Annotated in this window: 13 protein-coding genes; 2 read left to right on the top strand and 11 right to left on the bottom strand. The window is 69.8% G+C overall.

Annotated features, from left to right (window positions below; all coding sequences use genetic code 11):
* Nucleotides 1-4 precede the first annotated feature (4 nt).
* The 5 genes from ABZU52_RS00410 to ABZU52_RS00390 form a co-directional block, all read right to left on the bottom strand.
* Nucleotides 5-3,514: a LamG-like jellyroll fold domain-containing protein gene (locus tag ABZU52_RS00410; RefSeq protein ID WP_354968946.1), complete on the bottom strand. Its 3,510-nt coding sequence runs from the start codon at nt 3,512-3,514 to the stop codon at nt 5-7.
* Nucleotides 3,515-3,558: 44 nt separating this feature from the next.
* On the bottom strand, nt 3,559-6,696 hold the full coding sequence (locus ABZU52_RS00405) for a hypothetical protein (protein ID WP_354969052.1): 3,138 nt from the start codon (nt 6,694-6,696) through the stop codon (nt 3,559-3,561).
* Nucleotides 6,697-7,419: 723 nt separating this feature from the next.
* Nucleotides 7,420-8,385, bottom strand: a complete 966-nt coding sequence (locus ABZU52_RS00400) for an N-acetylmuramoyl-L-alanine amidase (protein ID WP_354968945.1) — start codon at nt 8,383-8,385, stop codon at nt 7,420-7,422.
* Nucleotides 8,385-8,537 carry a hypothetical protein gene (locus ABZU52_RS00395; RefSeq protein ID WP_354968944.1) on the bottom strand — a complete coding sequence of 51 codons (153 nt, stop codon included), beginning with the start codon at nt 8,535-8,537 and terminating at the stop codon, nt 8,385-8,387. Before ABZU52_RS00395 ends, ABZU52_RS00400 begins: the two co-directional genes overlap by 1 nt.
* Before the next feature lie 126 nt (nt 8,538-8,663).
* Nucleotides 8,664-9,449, bottom strand: a complete 786-nt coding sequence (locus tag ABZU52_RS00390) for an aldo/keto reductase (RefSeq protein ID WP_354968943.1) — start codon at nt 9,447-9,449, stop codon at nt 8,664-8,666.
* 165 nt (nt 9,450-9,614) lie between these two features.
* Here ABZU52_RS00390 and ABZU52_RS00385 point away from each other — a divergent pair, with 165 nt between their 5' ends.
* Complete coding sequence (locus ABZU52_RS00385) at nt 9,615-10,805, top strand: threonine synthase (protein WP_354968942.1); 1,191 nt, start codon at nt 9,615-9,617, stop codon at nt 10,803-10,805.
* 51 nt (nt 10,806-10,856) lie between these two features.
* On the opposite strand, the gene ABZU52_RS00380 is transcribed toward ABZU52_RS00385, so the two are convergent.
* From ABZU52_RS00380 to ABZU52_RS00365, 4 genes are all read right to left on the bottom strand, one after another.
* Entirely contained in the window at nt 10,857-12,227 is a 1,371-nt protein-coding gene (locus ABZU52_RS00380) for a pectate lyase (protein WP_354968941.1), read from the bottom strand.
* 259 nt (nt 12,228-12,486) lie between these two features.
* Complete coding sequence (locus tag ABZU52_RS00375; RefSeq protein WP_354968940.1) at nt 12,487-14,286, bottom strand: glycoside hydrolase family 15 protein; 1,800 nt, start codon at nt 14,284-14,286, stop codon at nt 12,487-12,489.
* 42 nt (nt 14,287-14,328) lie between these two features.
* Nucleotides 14,329-14,721 (bottom strand): cupin domain-containing protein, encoded by a 393-nt coding sequence (locus ABZU52_RS00370; protein ID WP_354968939.1) that lies wholly within the window; start codon nt 14,719-14,721, stop codon nt 14,329-14,331.
* Between the two features lie 254 nt (nt 14,722-14,975).
* Nucleotides 14,976-15,854 (bottom strand): sulfotransferase domain-containing protein, encoded by an 879-nt coding sequence (locus ABZU52_RS00365; protein ID WP_354968938.1) that lies wholly within the window; start codon nt 15,852-15,854, stop codon nt 14,976-14,978.
* Between the two features lie 91 nt (nt 15,855-15,945).
* Here ABZU52_RS00365 and ABZU52_RS00360 point away from each other — a divergent pair, with 91 nt between their 5' ends.
* Entirely contained in the window at nt 15,946-17,013 is a 1,068-nt protein-coding gene (locus ABZU52_RS00360) for a hypothetical protein (RefSeq protein ID WP_354968937.1), read from the top strand.
* Between the two features lie 7 nt (nt 17,014-17,020).
* On the opposite strand, the gene ABZU52_RS00355 is transcribed toward ABZU52_RS00360, so the two are convergent.
* Nucleotides 17,021-17,302, bottom strand: a complete 282-nt coding sequence (locus ABZU52_RS00355) for an adhesin (RefSeq protein ID WP_354968936.1) — start codon at nt 17,300-17,302, stop codon at nt 17,021-17,023.
* Between the two features lie 192 nt (nt 17,303-17,494).
* Nucleotides 17,495-18,628 (bottom strand): NAD(P)-binding domain-containing protein, encoded by a 1,134-nt coding sequence (locus tag ABZU52_RS00350; protein WP_354968935.1) that lies wholly within the window; start codon nt 18,626-18,628, stop codon nt 17,495-17,497.
* Between the last annotated feature and the right edge of the window lie 8 nt (nt 18,629-18,636).

Here is an 18,636-nt window from a genome sequence, read left to right as displayed (position 1 = left end):
CGTGTCAGAGGTTGGGCTGCTCGAAGGTCAGGCTGAGCCGATCGATCTTGACCTTGTCTGCCGTGCCGTTGTAGATGCGGATGTCGTCGATCGCCCCGGACAGGTTCTCTTTCTCGACGCCACCACCGAGCGTGCGGCCGAACTGCACGTTGCGGAGAGCGGGCAAAGGCTTGTCCAACTGGAGCCCCAGGGCCTGGCCGTTGAGATAGAACAACAGCTCACGGGTGTACCCGTTGTAGACCAGTGCGACGTGGTCGCCCTTGGGAGTTATTGACGGGGAGTTGTCGAATTGGGCCGACTGTGTGATTCCGGCAGCGGCCATCTCCCAACGCCCCTCAGTGTTGCCCCGAAGGACCACGACGCTGTTGTTGGTGGCGTCCTGGATGGAAATCGCCGTCATCGGGTGGCCCTGGGACCCACTGGTGAATCGAACCCGAGCGGAGATGGTGAAACTTCCTGCCGGGTCGACGACCGGGGTGATCGTCTCGGCGTACTCACCGGCCTTGCCGGCGAACTGTAGGTACCCGGCACCCATTAGAGAAGTGAACGGGTTGGTGGTCCGAATGAGATTGCTCGGCTTTCCAAGTCGAAGCGCCTCACCGCCGGCATCGTAGTTCGGGCTCAACCCCGAGGTCTCGGTGCTCAGCTGCCAGTAGCCCTTACGATCCAGCTTGTGCTTCTCCAGGCCAGCCACGTCCTCGCTGACGACCGGACGGTCGAACACGGAGACGTCCGCCATAGCGCCCTTGAAGAAATCGGAGTATCCACCGCCCTTGTAGGTGTGGCGGCCGAACTGGAGGGCGCCCCGGGCCTGGACCAGCGAGCGCCGGTCCTTGACCACCGGAGCACCCGTACCGACCTGCAACGAGATCTTCTTGTTCGGGGCATCGAAGACGGCCGTCACAAAGGTCCAGGCGGTGGTCGCCGGACCGGCGTTCACCCTCCACTCACCCAGGTTGATGACATCGTTCGTGGGCATCCGGAAGAACCAGTTGCCCTGCTCCACACCCAGGCTGAAGCCCGGTTCACCGGTGGCATCCTGGCTGACGGCCACCTGTCGTCGACTGGGGTCGTCCACCCGGAACCAGCCGGTGAGGGAGAAGCTCTGGCCGGTGTTCGTCACCACCGATTTCTCGGTGACGAGGTAGGCGTTGGACGTGCCGTCGAACGTGGCGGCGGTGTCCCACGCGCCGAGGGACCCCGGCACTCCGAACGTGACGCCGGTACCGATCGTGGCGTCGTGCGAGCCCATCTGGTCGTTGGCCTTCTTGGCGGCGGCGATGTCCGACAGCGGCCACTGCGCGACAGGTGGACGCTTACCCACCCGGAAGGTGCAGGTGGCGATGGTGCTGGACCGCTTCGCCATGTCGATCGCCTTCACGAAGAGCTGACGCGGCCCCTCCTTGTCCGGCGTCCACTTGATCGTCACGGGGCCACCGTTGGTGGTCGGCTTGACCGACACCGTGGCGCTGTCGTTGAAGCTGTACTGGTATTCCACGACGTCGGTGGCTGCCGAGTCGAAGGTGAAACTGCCCTGGACGCCGATCGAGCCGCGCCACTGGTCGTCGTCGAGACAATCGGCAGTGGTATCAGCCGCATCGTCGGGCAGATACTCCGGCGAGTCCACGTCCGGGGCGCTCGGGCTGGTCTTGTCGTAGTAGAACTGGCAGACGTTACGCGAGCCGTCGGAACTCCAGGGCCCCCAACTCACCCCGTCACTCGCACGGACCTCCCACGAGATCGGCACGTCCTGCGCGATGTCGGTCGGCACGTAGTAGCTGAAGAGCGAGCCGCTGGCCTTCAACGGAGTCGTGTAGCTGCGGGTCTGCGGGCTTCCGCCGGCGGGCGTCCAGGTGACCTTGAACTCGGCCTTGACCTGCTCGGTGTGCGCGGACGAGTGGTCGGGGTCCCGCAGGATGGCGTTGAGCCGCGGCGGAACGTCCGTGTAGGGCGCGGTCGTGCCGTAGACGCAGCCGCCACCGGGCGACATCGTCAGCTCCGACAGGTTCGGGATCACCGGGGCGCGGTTGTAGCGAACGGAGAGCACACCGTTGTCGCAGAACCGCTTCGTGTGGCTGGAGTCGCTCTCGTTCACCGACCGGAGGCCGAGCGTGACATTGCTCCAGCCCTTGTTCACCGCCTGCTGGACCGCCGCCTTGGCTTCCCACTCGGTGTTCTGGTTCGTCGTGGTACAGCTCGCTTGCACCTTGGTCGGCGAGTTGTTGGCCAGGTGTGTGGCACCCGACCAACCGGAACCGCCGGGCTGGTTGCCCCAGTTCGTGGTGGACTTGATCCCGGACGGCATCAGGTAGAGAGCGGCCGCGTGCGCGGTGCTGTTGTAGACGTGCTGCAGGGTCACGCGGAACTTGGCTTCGAGGATCGTCTTGCCGGCGTACGGCGTGGCCAACTGGTAGAAAATGCGCTTGACCTTGGAGTTGTTGCAGGAGCTCGGGCAGAGTCCGATGCGCTCGTGTCGCTTGGTGTCGAACTTCCAGTACTCCTCGGACGGATAGCCGCTGTCGACCATCGCCCAGGCGCTGTTGGTGCTGCTCTGCCAGACCGGGTCCACGTACACCGGGTAGGTCGTGTCCGGGTTGGTGAGCATCGCCGCGTCCGGGGCAAGGCTCAGGGTGCCCGCGGTGTAGTCGAGACCCACCTGCCCGACCCGCGAGTCCTCGCCGGGACCCCGTGCCGAGGCGACGTTCGGATCGGCGGGATCGGCGGTAGCGGCGGAGCTGCGCTGGGCGGCGCTGACGCCCTCCTGGTTACCGCTGTCCCACATGGTCGGCGCGTCCGCCTCCATCACCGGGTTGCCGGTGGCCGGGTCGAAAGCGACGACACCGCCCTCGGCGGTCTCCTCGATGTCGAGTCCCACACCGGTGACCCCCAGCCTGAGGTCCCGCAGCTCGGGCAGGTTCGCCGCTTCGGGCGTCTTCAACACGAGAACGTGGGAGAAGCCCTCGACCGTGACGTTGGCGACCAGGTCGACGTCCGGGAAGACCTCCGGGTAGGTGACCTGGTCGCCGCTGATCGTCGGGGCGGGCAGGGCGTGGGGCCAGGTGAGCGTCATGACCCGGAAGTCGCGCTGGACCACCATGAGGGGCGTGGTGCCTCCACCGGACAGACGCATGTCGAGCAGCGCCGCGGCCGGGGTGATCGTCCCGTCCGCCTGGGCTACCAATGCCGCGTCGGCAGGCACCCACGTGTCGCCCCGAATGACCCGGACCGCCTGGTTGTACTCATTGGCGATGAGCGTCCCGTCCGGCTGGGCGAAGACGTCCCGGTACTCGCCGCGTTGGGCGAGCACCTCGACGGGCTGGTTCAGTTCCGCCGCCGCGATCAGTGCCTCGGCTTCGGTGTCGCGGACCGGGTCGGTCTCGACCGCGGCCACCGGGGCGGTCGGCGGAGCGGGCTCGGGAGCGGCCACGTAGGCGGTGCCGGCCAGTAGGCCGGCGAGGCCCACCGTGAGGCCGACCGTGAAGAGCCGACCCCGCTTTCTCGTACGACGGATCACCGTCAGGTCCTCCCCCGTTGAACTGCGCCAATTCAAGTTCTTCATCAGTTGACCGCCGCCCCGAACGTGCTCACGTTGGCCGGGAAGCCGTTCACGCCGGGCTGCCAGGTTTGAGTGGGCGTTGTCGCTCCGCCGGCCAGGCTCGACCAGTTGAAGCCGTAGACGGCGTCCGTCCCGTACGGGGTCGCCACCAGCAGCCGCGTGGAAGTGGCACCGAGCGAGGTACCGAGGATCTCACTCGTCCGGACATTGCCTGGAATGCTCGACCCGCCGCGTTCGAGCGTGACCGGCGTGCCGATCGGGTCGGCCAGCGCACGGAAGATCCTTACCCGGCCGGAGTCGACGGTGTCAGTACCGGCGTCTTCGCCCGGCACACCGACCGCGAGGAACATCGTCGAGTTGGTGCCCTCGCTGGCCGGAGCGGTGTTCACCACCAGCACCTTCTCGCCGAGATAGTCACCGTCCTCGGAGGCGTACGTGATCGCCGGCAGTTCGGCGAAGGTATTGCTGGACTTCACGTGGAAGCGGTGCACCATACCGGCGTCGGGCGCTGGGGTGCCGGTCGCTGCCACGGTGATGTCCTCACCGGGCACACCAACGACCACGAGCGAGTCTTGGGTGCCCTCCGCTGACCCGACGGGGCGGTACGGCGCGATGGCGACCGACTTACCGAAGTTGTCGTTGGCCTCGGAGACGTTCGAGACGGACGTCGCGTCCTGGTTGAGCTCGGCGGCGAGCGTCGGCAGCCCACTGGTCAGCACGTGACTGAAGACGTTCACCGCTCCGGCGAAGACCTCGGTGTCGATCGCCTCGCCCGGTGAGCCGACGGCCCAGTGGTACTTGGATGCCGCCACCGCGTACCCGGTCCGGTCGTCGATCTCGGCTGCTCCGGGGATGCCGGCGCCTTGGCTGAGCGCGACGTTCACGTTCCCCCGGATGTAGTGGACGATGCCGGTGACCGGGGAGGCGAGCGACTCACCGGGTGCGCCGATGACCAGGTACGGCTGCCCACTGGCCGTCTGGCTGCCGGCTACCGCGTAGCCGAACCAGTCGTGGGCCTCGGCGGCGTCTGGCACGTTCGTGACGTCCTGGTGGTAGACCAGCGTGTCGGGTCCCTTGGCCAGCCCGGCCGGTGAGCCGAGCAGGACGAGTACGACGCCGGCATCCTGGAGGCCACTGACGTCCTGGAAGGGAACCCCGACCGCGAGGTCGGTGCATCCGTCGTTGTTGGCGTCGTACGCGGAAATAGAGGTGCCGAAGCGGTCGCCCGGCTCGGGCGCACCGGGCACCTTGGACACTCCCTCAGCCAGGGTGTGCACGGTGGCGCCGCCGCCGTAGCTGACGTGCAGCTGCCCGGCGCGGATCTGACCGTTGACCGTGGCCTCGGGGTCGGCGATCGCGACATCCGCGACACCGTCACCGTTGAAGTCGCTCTCCGTGCCGCCGACGCAGCCGGTCACTGGCGCGACGGTGGTGTAGACCTGCATCTCGCAGAACGAGGACCAGGTGTCGCTGCCGCTCACGCCGTCGGATGCCTTGACTCGCCAGCGGTAGATGCCGCCGTCGACGAAGGCGCCGGCCGGTACCGTGGCCGCGGCGGTGGCCCCGTTGGCGACGTTGGTGTAGGTGGCTGACCCGATCGGCGTGTCGGCGTTCATCGCCCACCACTCGAACGCGACCGTCATGGCTGTCGCATCCGCGTCGGAGACGGTGGCCTTGAGCTGCGGCGTCACCGTGTTGACAGTGGGTCGGGCGGAGCCGGTCACGCAGCTGGTTGCCGGCACTGTCGCCCGTGCGGTCACCGTCGGGTACGAGTTGTAGGTGACGCTTGCCTTCGGCACTTCGGCGGTGCCGGAGTAGTTGCGGGAGCGGAACTGTTTGAACGACGTCGAGTCGGTCTCGTCGGTCGCTCGCAGACCCATGTCCGCGCGGGTGTCGCCCGCGTTGGCCGCCCGCTGGAAGAAGCTGGTGGCGGTGACGCCGACCCAGTTGTCGTCACACGACGGGTCGAAGCCGGCCGACGCCGTGGTAACCCTCTCCTGGTGGTTCCAGGCGGGTTGGTTGCTCCACACGACACCGTCGGAGATCGCGTCCGTCGTCCAGAGTTCCCAGGAACGCCCGGCACACTGCACCGACCACCAGTTCCACAGCGAGATGGTCGCTGTGTTGATCTGCTTGCCGACCAGCGCGGTGGTGTCCCACCGGGCGAGCGTCCGGGTGATCGGGCCGGTCGGGCCGAGCTTTCCGAGCCGCAGGTCTGGCTCGCCGCCACGGTCGACGCTCTCGTTGGCCTGGACGAAGGTGTCGAACGTGGTGGAGAGTGGGTTGATCTGCGGGTCGATGCTGATGGGGTACTGCCGCTCCGGCGCCTTGAGCCACTTCTGGTCCGGAGTGAGGGTCAGTGCGATGCCACTCCCCGCAGCGGTCTTGGCGACCTTGGTGACGGTGGAGGTGACCGGCACCTTGTTGACGGGTGCGCCCTGGGCGTCGACCCGCGCGTCCCACATCAGCAGGGCCGGGGTCGTCGCGATGGCGCGGCCCGTCGCGTCCCTGATGGTGGTGTCACCGCCCACGCCGCGCTGGGTGTCGGCGACATTGCGGCCGGTCAGCGGCAGCGTCAGCGTCGCGACCCGGCTCAGGGCGGCGGGGCTCTTGACCACGAACAGGGTTTCGAGGCCGCTCCGGCTCGCTCGTACGACGAGGTCGACGTCGGGCAGGGCGTTCACATAGGTCGCCCGGTCCTCGCGCAGTTGCGGCTCCGGCAACGCTCCAGCCCAGTTGACCGCCACCCGGTCGTCGCCCTTGCCCACGGCTGCCAGCTCGTGGGTGCCGTCCGGTTGCGGACCGGAGATCGACAGGTCGTGGGGGTGTGCCGCCGGACGGACGCTGCCGTCGGCGTTCCGGTGGAGGGTCAGGTCGATCGGAACCCAGTCGCCATCGCGGCGGACCCGGCTCGGCCCGAGAGACAGCTCCGCCCGGAACTGCCCGTCGGGCAGGGCGAACACCTCGGTGGTCTCGGAGGTGAGGCTCTTGACCTGCACCGGTTTGCCGGTCTTTCGGGCGGTCCGTGAGGACACCGCCTCGTCGGACCTGTTTTCCACGCCACCCGTTACGCCATCAGGCCCGGCGGCGAAATACTCCGCCGGTTCGCCCGATATACCCGCCAATGCGACCGCCGTCAGCACAGCGACACCTGCCGCAAGGCATGAACGAACGGTGGCAGTCTTTCGACCTGCCACGAAACCTCCCCCGTGTGTTTTCAGATATCGATCGGGACTGTAGGGATGAGTCCGCTCTACGCACAAGTAGCGTCACAAACAGTAAGGAGGAAGCGGTCAATTGGTACGTTCTGCCGTCATCAGTCACGCAGTGGAATCTTGCCTGCTCAGAGCGGATTGGCGGGGGTGGTCCGCGAACCCCGGACGACCCTCTCTGCGCCAGGAATTCCGGCAGTGATAACCAGCGGAAGAGCAGGACTCACAGTGCAGCTAGCCGAGCATTTTTCCCATGTTCGGGCTACGTGATCGTGCTTACCGGTTGCCACGTCGGAAATGGCAGCAAGAAGCGCCAGGCGAGGCTCGGATCCCGGCATCAATTCAATGGATCGCGGGGACGCGCACCCGGTCCGGCCATTGAGTGCGCCAACCCGCGACACCTACTCCCACCTGCCAGGATGCTGTCCAAATGCCGCAGTCCGGCCCAAGGACGTCGCGAGTTAAGTACACCCGGAAACAGCGTCACCTGGAGACTGCGGACGCACCCCAGGAATTCTCGGACAGCATTTCCTTGTCGTGCTGCATGCACTTGCCGTCAGCCGCCTCACGATCAACTCGGGTTTCGGGAAGTCGGGGCATCCCGCTGACGGGGATACCCCGACCTTGCCGGAGCCGAGTCGATAGGCAGGGTCAGGCCCGGGTGAGGCGTACGGCGTCGGCGATGACCAGACCGGCGGCGTTGCTCCACCGGCTCACGCCCACCCGGTTGGCGTCACCCGCCGGCAGCGTGAACGTGCCGAGCGCCCGCCACTGCCCGCCGGTCACCCGCTGGTCGACCAGGACCGTCCGGTTACCGGTGCTGGTGGCGACGATGTACGGGGCGGCGCTGTTGTAGCCCGAGTTCGCCGGCCACCAGGCCTCGACCCGGTAACTGGCGGTGGCCGGGACGTTGAACCGGTACCACGCGACGTCGCTGGCGGCGACCGGGTCGGCGTACCGGTAGTCGGCGCCGTACCGCTGACTGGAGTACGACGACACGCCCCAGTTGGCGCTGGCGGTGAACCGACCGCTGGTGGTGTTGTCCACAGTGGAGGACCAGGTCGTACCGCCGCCGGCCATTCTCGCCGCCACGTCGGCACGCATGACGTTCAGGTCGATGAACGACGGGTCGATCTTGCCGGTGGTGCTGGTCTCCCGGTGGCCCCGGGCGTAGCTGCTGTCCCGGCCGAGGCGGGTGAGCACGGCGGCGGTGGCGGCCAGCGACGCGTTGTACTGCGCGGCGGTCATCTCCTGGTCGACACCGTTGTAGTCGATCTCCCACCCGATCATGAGGGTATTGCCGTCCCCGGCCGGGATGGGCCCGCTGCCGCCGCTGACCCCGGCGTGGTTGCACCGACCGGCGGAGATGACGTGGAAGACACCGTTGTAGTCGACGAGCGCCTGGCACAGCGGCCCTGGCAGGTCGGACCGGCCGTTGATGCAGATGCCGAGCGCCGGATGCGGGTTGCTGGCGCTGGAGGTCGAGGCGGTGTGGTGCCAGAGCACCCCGATCGGGTCGAAGGAGCCGGGCCGCATCCGGTTGAGCCAGTCCCCCTCGACGACGACCTGGACCCCGGCGGCGCGTAGCACGTCCACCAGCCAGGGGATCGTCGCCATCAGGCGTCCCGGAGCAGGTCGGCGAGGCACTCGGCCTTCGGCGCGGCGCTCGCCGCGGCGGGTCGGGCGACGACGGTCAGCGCGGCGGCCATCAGGGCGGGGATGCCGAGCACCCCGCGGCGGCGCAGACGGATGGATGGTGATCGGGTCATGGCGATCCTCCAGCGACGGCGAGCACGAACGGATCGGCGATCGTGATGACGGGGACGGTATACCGTCCGGTACGCCGATGTCGATACCCTTCAATGTCTATCGCCGCTTTGAAGGAAACCGCCGGGTCAGACCTCGCCGAGCGCGTCGATGTCGCGCATCTCCTCCGCCGTCAGCGAGAAGTGGAAGACGTCGAAGTTGGCGGTGATCCGCTCCGGCGTCACCGACTTCGGGATCACCACGATCTCGTGGTCGATGTGCCAGCGCAGCACCACCTGCGCCGGGGAGACACCGTGCGCCGCGGCGATCCTGGTCAGCACCGGGTCACTGAGGTCGCTGTTCTTGAACGGGCTGTACCCCTCCAGCACGACGCCCCGGTCCCGGTGCTCGGCGTGCCGCTGCCGGTCGTACAGCGACGGGCTCCACCGGATCTGGTTGACCGCAGGGTTCTCCTCGGTGGACTGGATCAGCTCGTCGATCTGGGCGGTGCTGTAGTTGCTGACCCCGACCGCCCGGGTCAGGTTCTCGTCCCGGGCGGCCAACAGCTCCCGCCACATCGGGATGCTTTCGGCGGACGACGGCGGCCAGTGGATCAGCCAGAGGTCCACGTGCTCGACGCCGAGCGCCTCCAGGCTGGCCTCCAGCGTCGCGCGCTCCCGACCCACCTGGTTGGGCGGGAGCTTGGTGGTGATGAAGACGTCCTCCCGGCGCAGCCCGCTCTCCCGCACCGCCCGGCCGACCTCCCGCTCGTTGCCGTACATGGTCGCGGTGTCCAGGTGCCGGTAGCCGGTGTCGAGCGCGGCCAGCACGGCGTCGTAACCGGCCTGGCCGGTGGCCTTCCAGGTGCCGAAGCCGAGCAGGGGAATCCGCACGTCACCGGGGAGCAGGGCGGTGGGCTGGTCGGTGAGGTCCATGAGGTCCGTTCTACCCCGCCACGCCCCCGGCCGCCGAGCGAACCGGACACTCCGGCGTCCAGCGCGCTGATCCGGTTTGCCGGAGAATGCGGGTGTGACCGACCGGCTGGACGAGATGGCGGGACGCGGCCCGGACACCGACGCTGTCTGGCGGGAAGGAGCGACGTGTACCTGACCCACCTGGACTGCCCGCGCTGCGGCAAGGAGTACGCCGCCGACCGGTTACAGAACCTCTGCGAGTGCGGATCGCCGCTGCTGGCCCGCTACGACCTGCCGGCCGTGGCGAAGGCGGTCACCCCGGAACGCTTTCCGCTGCGCCCGGCCGACCTGTGGCGCTACCGCGAGCTGCTGCCGGTCGCCGACCCCCGGCACGTCACCACGCTGGGCGAGGGCTGGACGCCGATGCTGCGTGCCCCGGCGTACGGTGCCGAGATCGGCGTCGCGGACCTGATGGTCAAGGACGAGGGGTTGATTCCGACCGGCTCGTTCAAGGCCCGGGGCGCGGCGGTCGGCGTGAGCCGGGCCCGTGAGCTGGGCGTCCAGCGGATCGCGATGCCCACCAACGGCAACGCCGGGTCGGCCTGGGCCACCTACGCCGCGCGGGCCGGGATGGGCGCGACCATCGTCATGCCGCTGGGCGCGCCGAGCATCTGCCGGCGCGAGTGCGTGGCCGCCGGCGCGGACCTGCGCCTGGTCGACGGGCTGATCGGCGACGCCGGTCGGCGGGTGGCCGAGCTGATCGCGGCGTCGAACGGCACGATCTTCGACGCCGGCACGCTGCGCGAGCCCTACCGGCTGGAGGGCAAGAAGACGATGGGGTACGAGATCGTCGAGCAGTTCGGCTGGCAGGTGCCCGACGTGATCATCTATCCGACCGGTGGCGGGGTCGGCCTGATCGGCATCCACAAGGCGCTGCACGAGATGGGCGAGCTGGGCTGGATCGGCGACAAGCTGCCCCGGCTGGTGGCGGTGCAGTCCACCGGCTGCGCGCCGATCGTGCGGGCGTTCGCCGCCGGTGAGGATCGGGCGCAGCCGTGGGCGGACGCGCACACAGTGGCGTTCGGCATCACCGTGCCGGCCCCGCTGGGCGACGAGTTGATCCTGGCGGCGCTGCGGGAGTCCTCCGGCACGGCCGTCGCCGTCGACGACGCGGACATCCTGGCCGACCTGCGGGACTTCGCCGCCCGGGAGGGGCTGCTGCTCTGCCCGGAGGGGGCGGCCTGCCTCACCGCGGCCAAGCAACTGCGCGCCGGCGGGTGGATCCGGGCCGGCGAGCGGGTGGTGGTGCTCAACACCGGCGCCGGGCTGAAGTATCCGGACACGGTCGACGTGTCCGGCGTACCCCTGATGGGGTGAGGTGACGGCACCCCGCGGACCGGGCGGTGCGCGGGGTGCCGCCGTGCCGGTCTACTGATAGGTGATGTCCGAGGGCGAGTAGAGGCAGTTGACGCCGTCGGCGCCCTCGCCGATCTCGGTCGGCTCGCTGCCCTTTGGCACGCCCTTGTACTTCACGCAGATCGAGGTCTCCCGGTCCGGGTCGCCGAGGATGGTGATCCGGCTGAACCGGGCGGTGTCGCCCCAGTTGGTGTTGATGCCGGCGATCGCGTCGGTGTTCCGGACGGTCACATTGTCGATCACCACGTGCCGCTGGTACGACGTGGAGCAGTTGCCGCAGGCCCGGTAGAGCTTCCCGGCGTTCTCCACCCGGAAGTTCTTGATGTAGACGGTGCCCGAGCCGTTGTGCTGGAAGACCTTGTCGCTGGCGGAGCGCGCCCCGCCGCCGTCGACGGTGTACGTGGTGCCGCCCCGGAAGGTCGCCGCGTCCTCGCCGACGTCCTCCCACCAGACGTTGATCAGGGTGCAGTTGCCCTCGCAGTGCACGCCGTCGCCGGCCGGGGCGCCGATGATCACGTTGCGCAGGGTGGCGCCGGCGGCCAGTTCGAACATCGGGTCCTGGCTCTCGCTCTGCCCGCCGTCACCGATGCCGTAGTAGCGCTTGAGCCCACCGTCGAAGGTCCCGGACACCGCGATGGTCGCGTCCACCTTCTGGCTGCTGGTGGGCGTCGGCCAGCCCGACTGCGGCGGTGTCGTGGTCGGCGGCGGCGGCGTCGTCGGTGGCGGTGTGGTGGTCGGTGGCGACGTGGTCGGCGTGCCGCCGCCGGAGGAGTCGACAAGCACGTCGTCGAAGCCGCCGCTGGCGTACGCGGTGACCAGACCGATCCGGCCCGCGCCGGCCAGGCTGTTGCTGCCGGACGCGATCTGGGTGCCGTTGACGAAGCCGCGGATGGTGCTCCCGCTGGTCTCGATGCGCAGGGTGTACCAGGTGCCGGTGCCGATGCCCAGCGCGGCCGAGCCGATGGCCGTGATGGAGCTGCCGTTGACCGCCTGGAGTTCGGCCCGGCCGGAGCCGAGCAGGGCCAGCCGGTACATCCTGGTGCTGCTGGTGGAGCGGGCGGCGAGCCCGACCAGGGCGCTGGACGAGCCGAAGCTGGTCGGCCGGACCCGGGCCTGCACCGCGTAGTTGGTCCAGCTGGTCTGGCCGGCGAACTGCCGGGCCAGCTCACTGCCGGCGTTGGACTGGTTGAGCACGCCCGAGCCGTCGACGGCCCAGGTGCCGCCGGACTTGGACCAGCCGGAGGTGTCGCCGTCGGTGAAGTCGTCGCTGAAGACGGTGGCCGCGAGGGCCGAGGTCATGCCGGCGGCGAGGGCCGCCACGGTCACGCCGGCACCCACCGCGAGCAGGAGTGGTCGGCGGCCGGGGAGTCGTGTTTTCTGCACAGGTGTCCTCCTTGACGCATGTGGTGGCGATCCCTCGGCGGCCGTACCGAGACGGGTCGGCACGGCGTGCTGCGCGCTGAACGGGATCGGTGTGTGCCCCGCTGGGTGCCCGGATCCGAAGCGGGGTGAAGTGGGATCAAAGCCCTGGGGAAAGGGCTTTCCCGCTCTTTCGAGGCTAGGACCGCCCAACCATCAGCGTCAATGCCTGGCGCTTGCAGGTCTGTTGCAGGATTCCGGGCCGGAGAGGCCGACCGAGCCATCAGTAGCTGTCCGGCTCGGTGATCCGCCAGGCCGCGTTGATCAGCCCGATGTGCGAGAGCGCCTGCGGCGTGTTGCCGAGCTGCATCCCGGTGGACAGGTCGATCTGTTCGCTGAACAACCCCACGTCGTTGGCGTGCCCGACGACCCGCTCGAAGAGCGCCTCGGCCCGCTGCTGCTCACCCGTCATCACCAGGCACTCCACCAGCCAGAACGAGCACAGCAGGAAACCGGCCGGGTCGGTCGTCCACCGCCGCAGGAGCCCGTCCTCGGCGCCCAGCTCGCGCTCGACCACCGCGATGGTCGAGCGCATCCGCGGGTCGGTGGCCGGCAGGAAGTGCATGACTGGCAGGGCGAGCACCGAGGCGTCCAGCTCCGGTGATCCGAACGCGCCGGTGAACGCCCCGGTCCGCTCATTCCACCCCTCGCGCAGCACGGTCTCACGGATCTCGTCGCGGATCTTGGCCCAGCGACGTGGGTCGGCCCGATCGCCGAGCCGGTCGGCGAGCCCCACCGCCCGGTCCATGGTGAGCCAGCAGGCCACCTTGGAGAAGAGGTAGTGGCGATCCTCGTCCCGGGTCTCCCAGATGCCCCGGTCCGGCAGGCGCCACGTCGCGGCCACCTGCTCGGTCAGCCCGAGCACCATCTCCCGCAACTCGTCCTCGAACGTCACGCCGAGGTAGTCGCGCAGCTGCGACACCGCGGACATCACCTCACCCGGCACGTCGAGCTGCCGCTGCCGCCAGGCTTCGTTGCCGACCCGCACGGGCCCGCTGCCGCGGTATCCGCGCAGGTGGGGGCACTGGTGCTCGGAGATGTCGCGCTCACCCTCCACCCCGAAGAGCACCGGGACGGGATCATCGCCGAACCGGCCGATCGAGCGGGTCGCCCAGGCGAACAGCCGGGACGCCTCGTCGGGGCAGGCCGCCACCCAGAGCGCCCGCATCGTCAACGAGAAGTCCCGCAGCCAGGAGTAGCGGTAGTCGTAGTTCCGATCGCCGCCGATCTGCTCCGGCAGCGAGGAGGTCAGCGCTGCGACGACCGCGCCACTGCGGGCGTACGTGAGGCCGGTCAGGACCGTCGAGCTGTGTCTGACGAGCTCGGGATAGCGGCCGGAATACCCGTGCGTCTCCCGGAACGCCTCCCACGCCTGTTTCGTGTCAGCGAGGGTGGTCAGCGGGTCCATCCGAACCGGTGGGTCGCCGTACGCCTCGCCGAAGGCCAGGTCCATGCCGATCACCTGACCCGCCGAGACCTCGAACTCGTGGGTCACCCGGTCGGCGCCCGCCCGCAGGTGCAGGCCCCCGGCGTGCAACACCAGCACCACGGGGCCGGCGCCGGCCAGCACCCCGCCGTCCGGCTGCTCGTGCAGGTACGGCGTGAGCAGGCCGTACTCCGGGCGAGGCGCGAAGTCCAGCGCCATCCGCACCCGCCCGGACAGCCCCTGGACCACCCGGATCAGCACGGCGGGTGAGTTCTTACCCACCTGGTGGGCGCGGGCGCCGAACTCGGCGGCGAGGGCGTCGATGACCGCCACGCTGCCGTGCGGGGTGTGGTGCACCGTCCGCAGCACCAACGTGTCCGGCAGGTACGCGCGCTCCACCCGGTGACCCGGGCCGCCGACCCCTACCGGCGCCAGCCGGAAGTGGCCGGCTCTGGGGTCGAGCAACCGCGCGAACACGGACGACCCGTCGAACCGATGCGGGCACCACCAGTCGATCGAGCCGTCCCTGCCGACCAACGCCCCCGAACGGGAGTCCGAGAGGAACCCGTAGTCGGAGATCGGCGGCTGCTGCTCCACCCGCCGGGGGTACCCGCATCGGCCCGGATCAGGCCGGACGGATCACCCGGTCGGCGGCTCGTCCTTGCCCGCCGCCTCGGCCGCGTCGGCCTCTTCCTTGGTCTTGTGCACGGCCTTGTCGGCGTGCTCAGGCGGCCCGTAGACGGTGTACAGCACCAGCGGGTTGGGACCGGTGTTGACGAAGTTGTGCTTGGTGCCGGCCGGCACCACGACCAGGTCGCCCGCGACGACCTTCCGCTTCGAGCCGGCAACCCGCGCCTCGCCGACCCCGCTGACGAAAGTCAGGATCTGGTCGATGTCCTCGTGCACCTCTTCGCCGATCTCCCCGTCGGCGGGGATGGTCATGATGACCAGCTGGGTGTGCTCGCCGGTCCACAGCACTCGCCGGAAATCCGGGCTCTGCTCGGCGACAGTCGCGATAGTGAAATGCTCCATGTCCACGCTCATACCCCGTCCGGCGGTCCGCCACGCCGGGACTCGCGAATGGTGGAATTTCCCACGGTGAGTGGGTTTGGACCTGCGCGGACCGGGGATCGACAACGCTGACCGGCGCGAACGGCCGGTCGAGCCAGGTCCCCGCCGACGTACCGCCGAACGGCTGCGGTGGTGGGAGACGGCCAGAGCACGGCGACGTTCCGACCACTGTCGAAACGGCGCCGTGCGCTCTGGTGTCTCGAGCCTCGTCCGGCTCAGCGGTGCAGCCAGCTGAGCAGGTCCGGCGGGGCCAGCGCGGCCACCCGTTCCTGATAGCGGGCTCGCGCGGACTCGTCCAGCAGGTCGCGGCCCTGGCCTGAGCCTCCCCGGCGAAAGAACGCCTGCCGGTCCCGCAGCACGCCGAGTGTGTCCGGGGCGAGCCGGTCGGCGCGCTCCCGCATCCGACCGAAGGTGGCCGCCTCGATCAGCTCCGGCCCCGGGCTCGGAAGTTTCCACCGGTCGGCGAGCCGGCGCATCTCACCGCCCAGGTCGGCCAGCAGGTCGTCGTAGTGCACCAACTCGATGTTCGGCTCGTGCCGGCGGGCCCACGCGTCACTCAGGTGCATCAGCACCCCGGGCAGCGAATCCAGCTCGGCGCGGGGGTCCACCTCCCGGTCGACCCAACTCGCCAACCACTCCCGCACCGCCGGCCGCTCCCGGGGTGGCCCGGCCGGGGCCGGTTGACCGGTCAGCTCGGCGAGGCGGGCCCGGTCCAGGTTGGCGGCCTGGTGGTAGAGGGAGACCGCCATGTCCAGCGGGTGCCGGGCCACCACCACGTAGTGCACCCGAGGGTCGAGTGGCACCCCGTCCAGCGGTGTGTGCGTCTTGATGAACCGCCGGTGTGGCTGGGCGGCCAGCCGGCCGTACACGGTGTCCCGCGGCTCGACCAACCAGTCCAGCCACGGCGAGAGCCGGGTCAGCGGCGCCGGCAACTCCGGGGTGCCCAGCACCAGCAGCGCGCAGATCATCTGCATCCAGGTGGTGCCGCTCTTGGACCGGGTGCTGATCACGATGTCGCCGTCGCGGAACGGGAAACCGGTCCACCGCGCGCTGTCCTCGTCCTCGGATCGGTAACGGTGAACTGGTGTGAGCATCGGGGGATGGTAGTCGCCGAGCCGACAGCCAGGCAGCCGAATTCCGACTTGCATCCCTGTGACACATGCACATGCCTCGTTAGATTGAAGTATGGTGCCCGCCCACGGGGGCCGGGCGGCGGCACCGGTCTACCGCCCCATCCTCGCCAGCCGACGGGGCGAGCTTGAGGCCCTGAGCCACCTCGATCCCGCGTACGCCGCACTGGTCACCCCGATCCTGGAGATCGGGGCGGTCGACCGGTCCATGATGGGCGCCATTCGCCGGTTGCCGTCCGGGCTGCTGACCGCCGTCGACGTCAGCGCGCTACCCGACATCCCCGAGACGGAGCTGACCCGCTGGGGCGTACCGGTGGTGCCGGTCATCGGGCTCGCGGAGAGCGACCACCGGCTGGTCGCGCACGGCGCGGCGGCGCGGGCGTACGGCCGACGCGCGCTCATCCGGCTGCGGGCCGGTCACGACCGGGCCGGGCCGGACGCGAGCACCACCGCTGTGGAACGGATCTGGCGGTTCACCGACCTTGCTCCGGAGGAGTGCGACCTGCTGGTGGACGCGGGGGACGTGTGCTGCCCGGCGGACGTGCGGACCGCCGAGCCCCGGGTACGCCATCTGCTGGACTGGGCGCGCCGACACGCCTGGCGGTCGGTGACGGTGGCGGCGGGCGGCATGCCGCCGACGCTGGCCCGGTTGCCCACCGACGAGCCGGTCCAACTGGACCGTTGGGACTGGCAGCTGTGGCGACGACTGGCCGACGCCGGGGTCGATTACGGCGACTACGGCGTCCATCCGGCAGGGCCGGGCACCGGCGACCCCGGCGACCGGTTGCCGACCGTGCGATACACCGACGACGACAGTTGGTGGGTCTACCGCTGGGCGCGACGCGGCGGCCGGGTCGATGACCGGGTCGCCGACCTGTGTCGCACGCTGGTGTCGGCGCCACACTGGCCGACCGCCGGGGCGGCCTTCTCCTGGGGTGACCATGAGCTGCTGCGCCGGGCCCGCAGGGGCGCCGGCGCCGGCTCGACCGCCAACTGGGCGGCCTGGAGCACCTCGCACCACCTGGCCCACGTGCTCGCCACGCTGGTGCATCCGGCCGTCGACGGCGCGCCGAGGTGGCACCCCGGGCAGGGTCCACCGCAGCGGGGGCGACCGCTGCGGTGAGGCGCGTCTACTGCCTCTCGGTGAAACCGAACTGGATGATGCCCTCGTCGTCGACGGTGGCGTCCACCGACGCGTCACCGAGCAGCTGGGCGGCGTCCTCGTCGAGGAAGATCCGGGCACCCTGGTTGTCGACCACCCGATCGCCCTGCACCGGCTCGGGCACCAGCTCGACGGTGAGCGAGCCGGCCTCGGTGTCGGCGGCGATCCGTACTCCGCCGTCCTGGGCGACGTCCTGTTGGTTGGCGAGGTCACGAATGACGAGCACGGCGTTATCGGTCATGGTGAGCATGGATGGAACTCCTCGTGGATTCTCGGCTCGCGGTCGGATACCGCACGGACCGGACAGTCGGCCCGCGTACGAGCACACGTGGGAGGCGACAGAAGGGCGATCGGTCGTCGCCGTCGCATCGGATCGGGGCAGCTGAGGGCCCCGTCACCCCCACCGTGCCCGCTGGCGGACCATCCGTCAAATAGAGCCAGGTCAGTGGAGAGCGGCGGCCGGGGCCAGCCAGGCGCGAATCTCGTTGACCGCCGCGCGACCGGCCCGGTTGGCCCCGATCGTGCTGGCCGAGGGGCCGTACCCGACCAGGTGAATCCGCTCGTCGGCGACCACCCGGGTGCCGTCCATCGTGATACCGCCGCCCGGCGCGCGCAGACCCAACGGGGCGAGATGGTCGATGGCCGCCCGGAAGCCGGTGCACCAGAGGATCACGTCCGCCGGCACGAACCGCCCGTCCGTCCAGGCCACCCCGTCGGGTGTGATCCGGTCGAACACGGGTAGCCGGTCGAGGACGCCGCGCTCGCGCAGTCGGCGTACCTCCGGAGTGACCGGCAGCCCGGTCACACCCACCACGCTGCCCGGCGGCCGACCGGCCCGAACCGCCTCGTCCACCCGGGCCACGGCGGCGCGTCCCAGCTCCACGCCGAACTCCTCGTCGTTGAACGTCGGCGGCCGGCGGGTCACCCAGGTGGTGGCCGCTGCGACGGTGGAGACCTCGCCGAGCAGTTGCACGGCCGAGGTGCCGCCACCCACCACCACCACGCGAAGGCCGGTGAACTCGGCCGGCCCCCGATAGTCGGCGGTGTGCAGCTGCCGTCCCCGAAACGTCGACCGGCCCGGGTAGTGCGGCCAGAACGGTCGGGTCCAGGTGCCGGTGGCGTTGATCAGGGCACGGGCAGTCCAGCTACCCCGGTCGGTGTGCACATCGAGCTTGCCGTCGGGGCGCGAGCGCACCGCCCGGACCCGCACCGGCCGCCGCACCGGCAGGTCGAAGGCTTTCTCGTACGCGGCGAAGTAGGCGCTCACCTGCTCGGCGGCCGGGCGTTGTGGCTCGGCCGGCGGGAGCGGCATCCCGGGCAGGTCGTAAAAGCCGTGCACCCGGTCGAAGACCAGCGTCGGCCAGCGGTGCTGCCAGGCGCCGCCGGGCCCGTTGTCGCCGTCGAGGATGACGAAGCCGCTGTCGGGCGCGAAGCCGGTGCGGTGCAGGTGATAGCCGGCGCTCAGGCCGGCCTGCCCGGCGCCGATCACCACGACGTCCGCGGAGTGGGTGTCCACGTGGGGTACAACGCCGCCGATGTCGCCGCTGTGCCCGTCGTCGACCGTCGCGCCGGTCACAGACGGCC

Source organism: Micromonospora sp. NPDC005220 (genome assembly GCF_040607895.1).
Lineage (GTDB): Bacteria > Actinomycetota > Actinomycetes > Mycobacteriales > Micromonosporaceae > Micromonospora.
Note: the sequence above shows the minus strand (reverse complement) of the source record. Positions and strands in the feature narration are given on the sequence as shown.

What these genes read in the sequence shown, in the direction of transcription:
- ABZU52_RS00400 (WP_354968945.1), bottom strand. Translation starts at nt 8,385, where the DNA reads ATGGCGACGATCCCCTGGCTGGTGGACGTGCTACGCGCCGCCGGGGTC.
- ABZU52_RS00395 (WP_354968944.1), bottom strand. Translation starts at nt 8,537, where the DNA reads ATGACCCGATCACCATCCATCCGTCTGCGCCGCCGCGGGGTGCTCGGC.
- ABZU52_RS00390 (WP_354968943.1), bottom strand. Translation starts at nt 9,449, where the DNA reads ATGGACCTCACCGACCAGCCCACCGCCCTGCTCCCCGGTGACGTGCGG.
- ABZU52_RS00370 (WP_354968939.1), bottom strand. Translation starts at nt 14,721, where the DNA reads ATGGAGCATTTCACTATCGCGACTGTCGCCGAGCAGAGCCCGGATTTC.
- ABZU52_RS00365 (WP_354968938.1), bottom strand. Translation starts at nt 15,854, where the DNA reads ATGCTCACACCAGTTCACCGTTACCGATCCGAGGACGAGGACAGCGCG.
- ABZU52_RS00360 (WP_354968937.1), top strand. Translation starts at nt 15,946, where the DNA reads ATGGTGCCCGCCCACGGGGGCCGGGCGGCGGCACCGGTCTACCGCCCC.
- ABZU52_RS00355 (WP_354968936.1), bottom strand. Translation starts at nt 17,302, where the DNA reads ATGCTCACCATGACCGATAACGCCGTGCTCGTCATTCGTGACCTCGCC.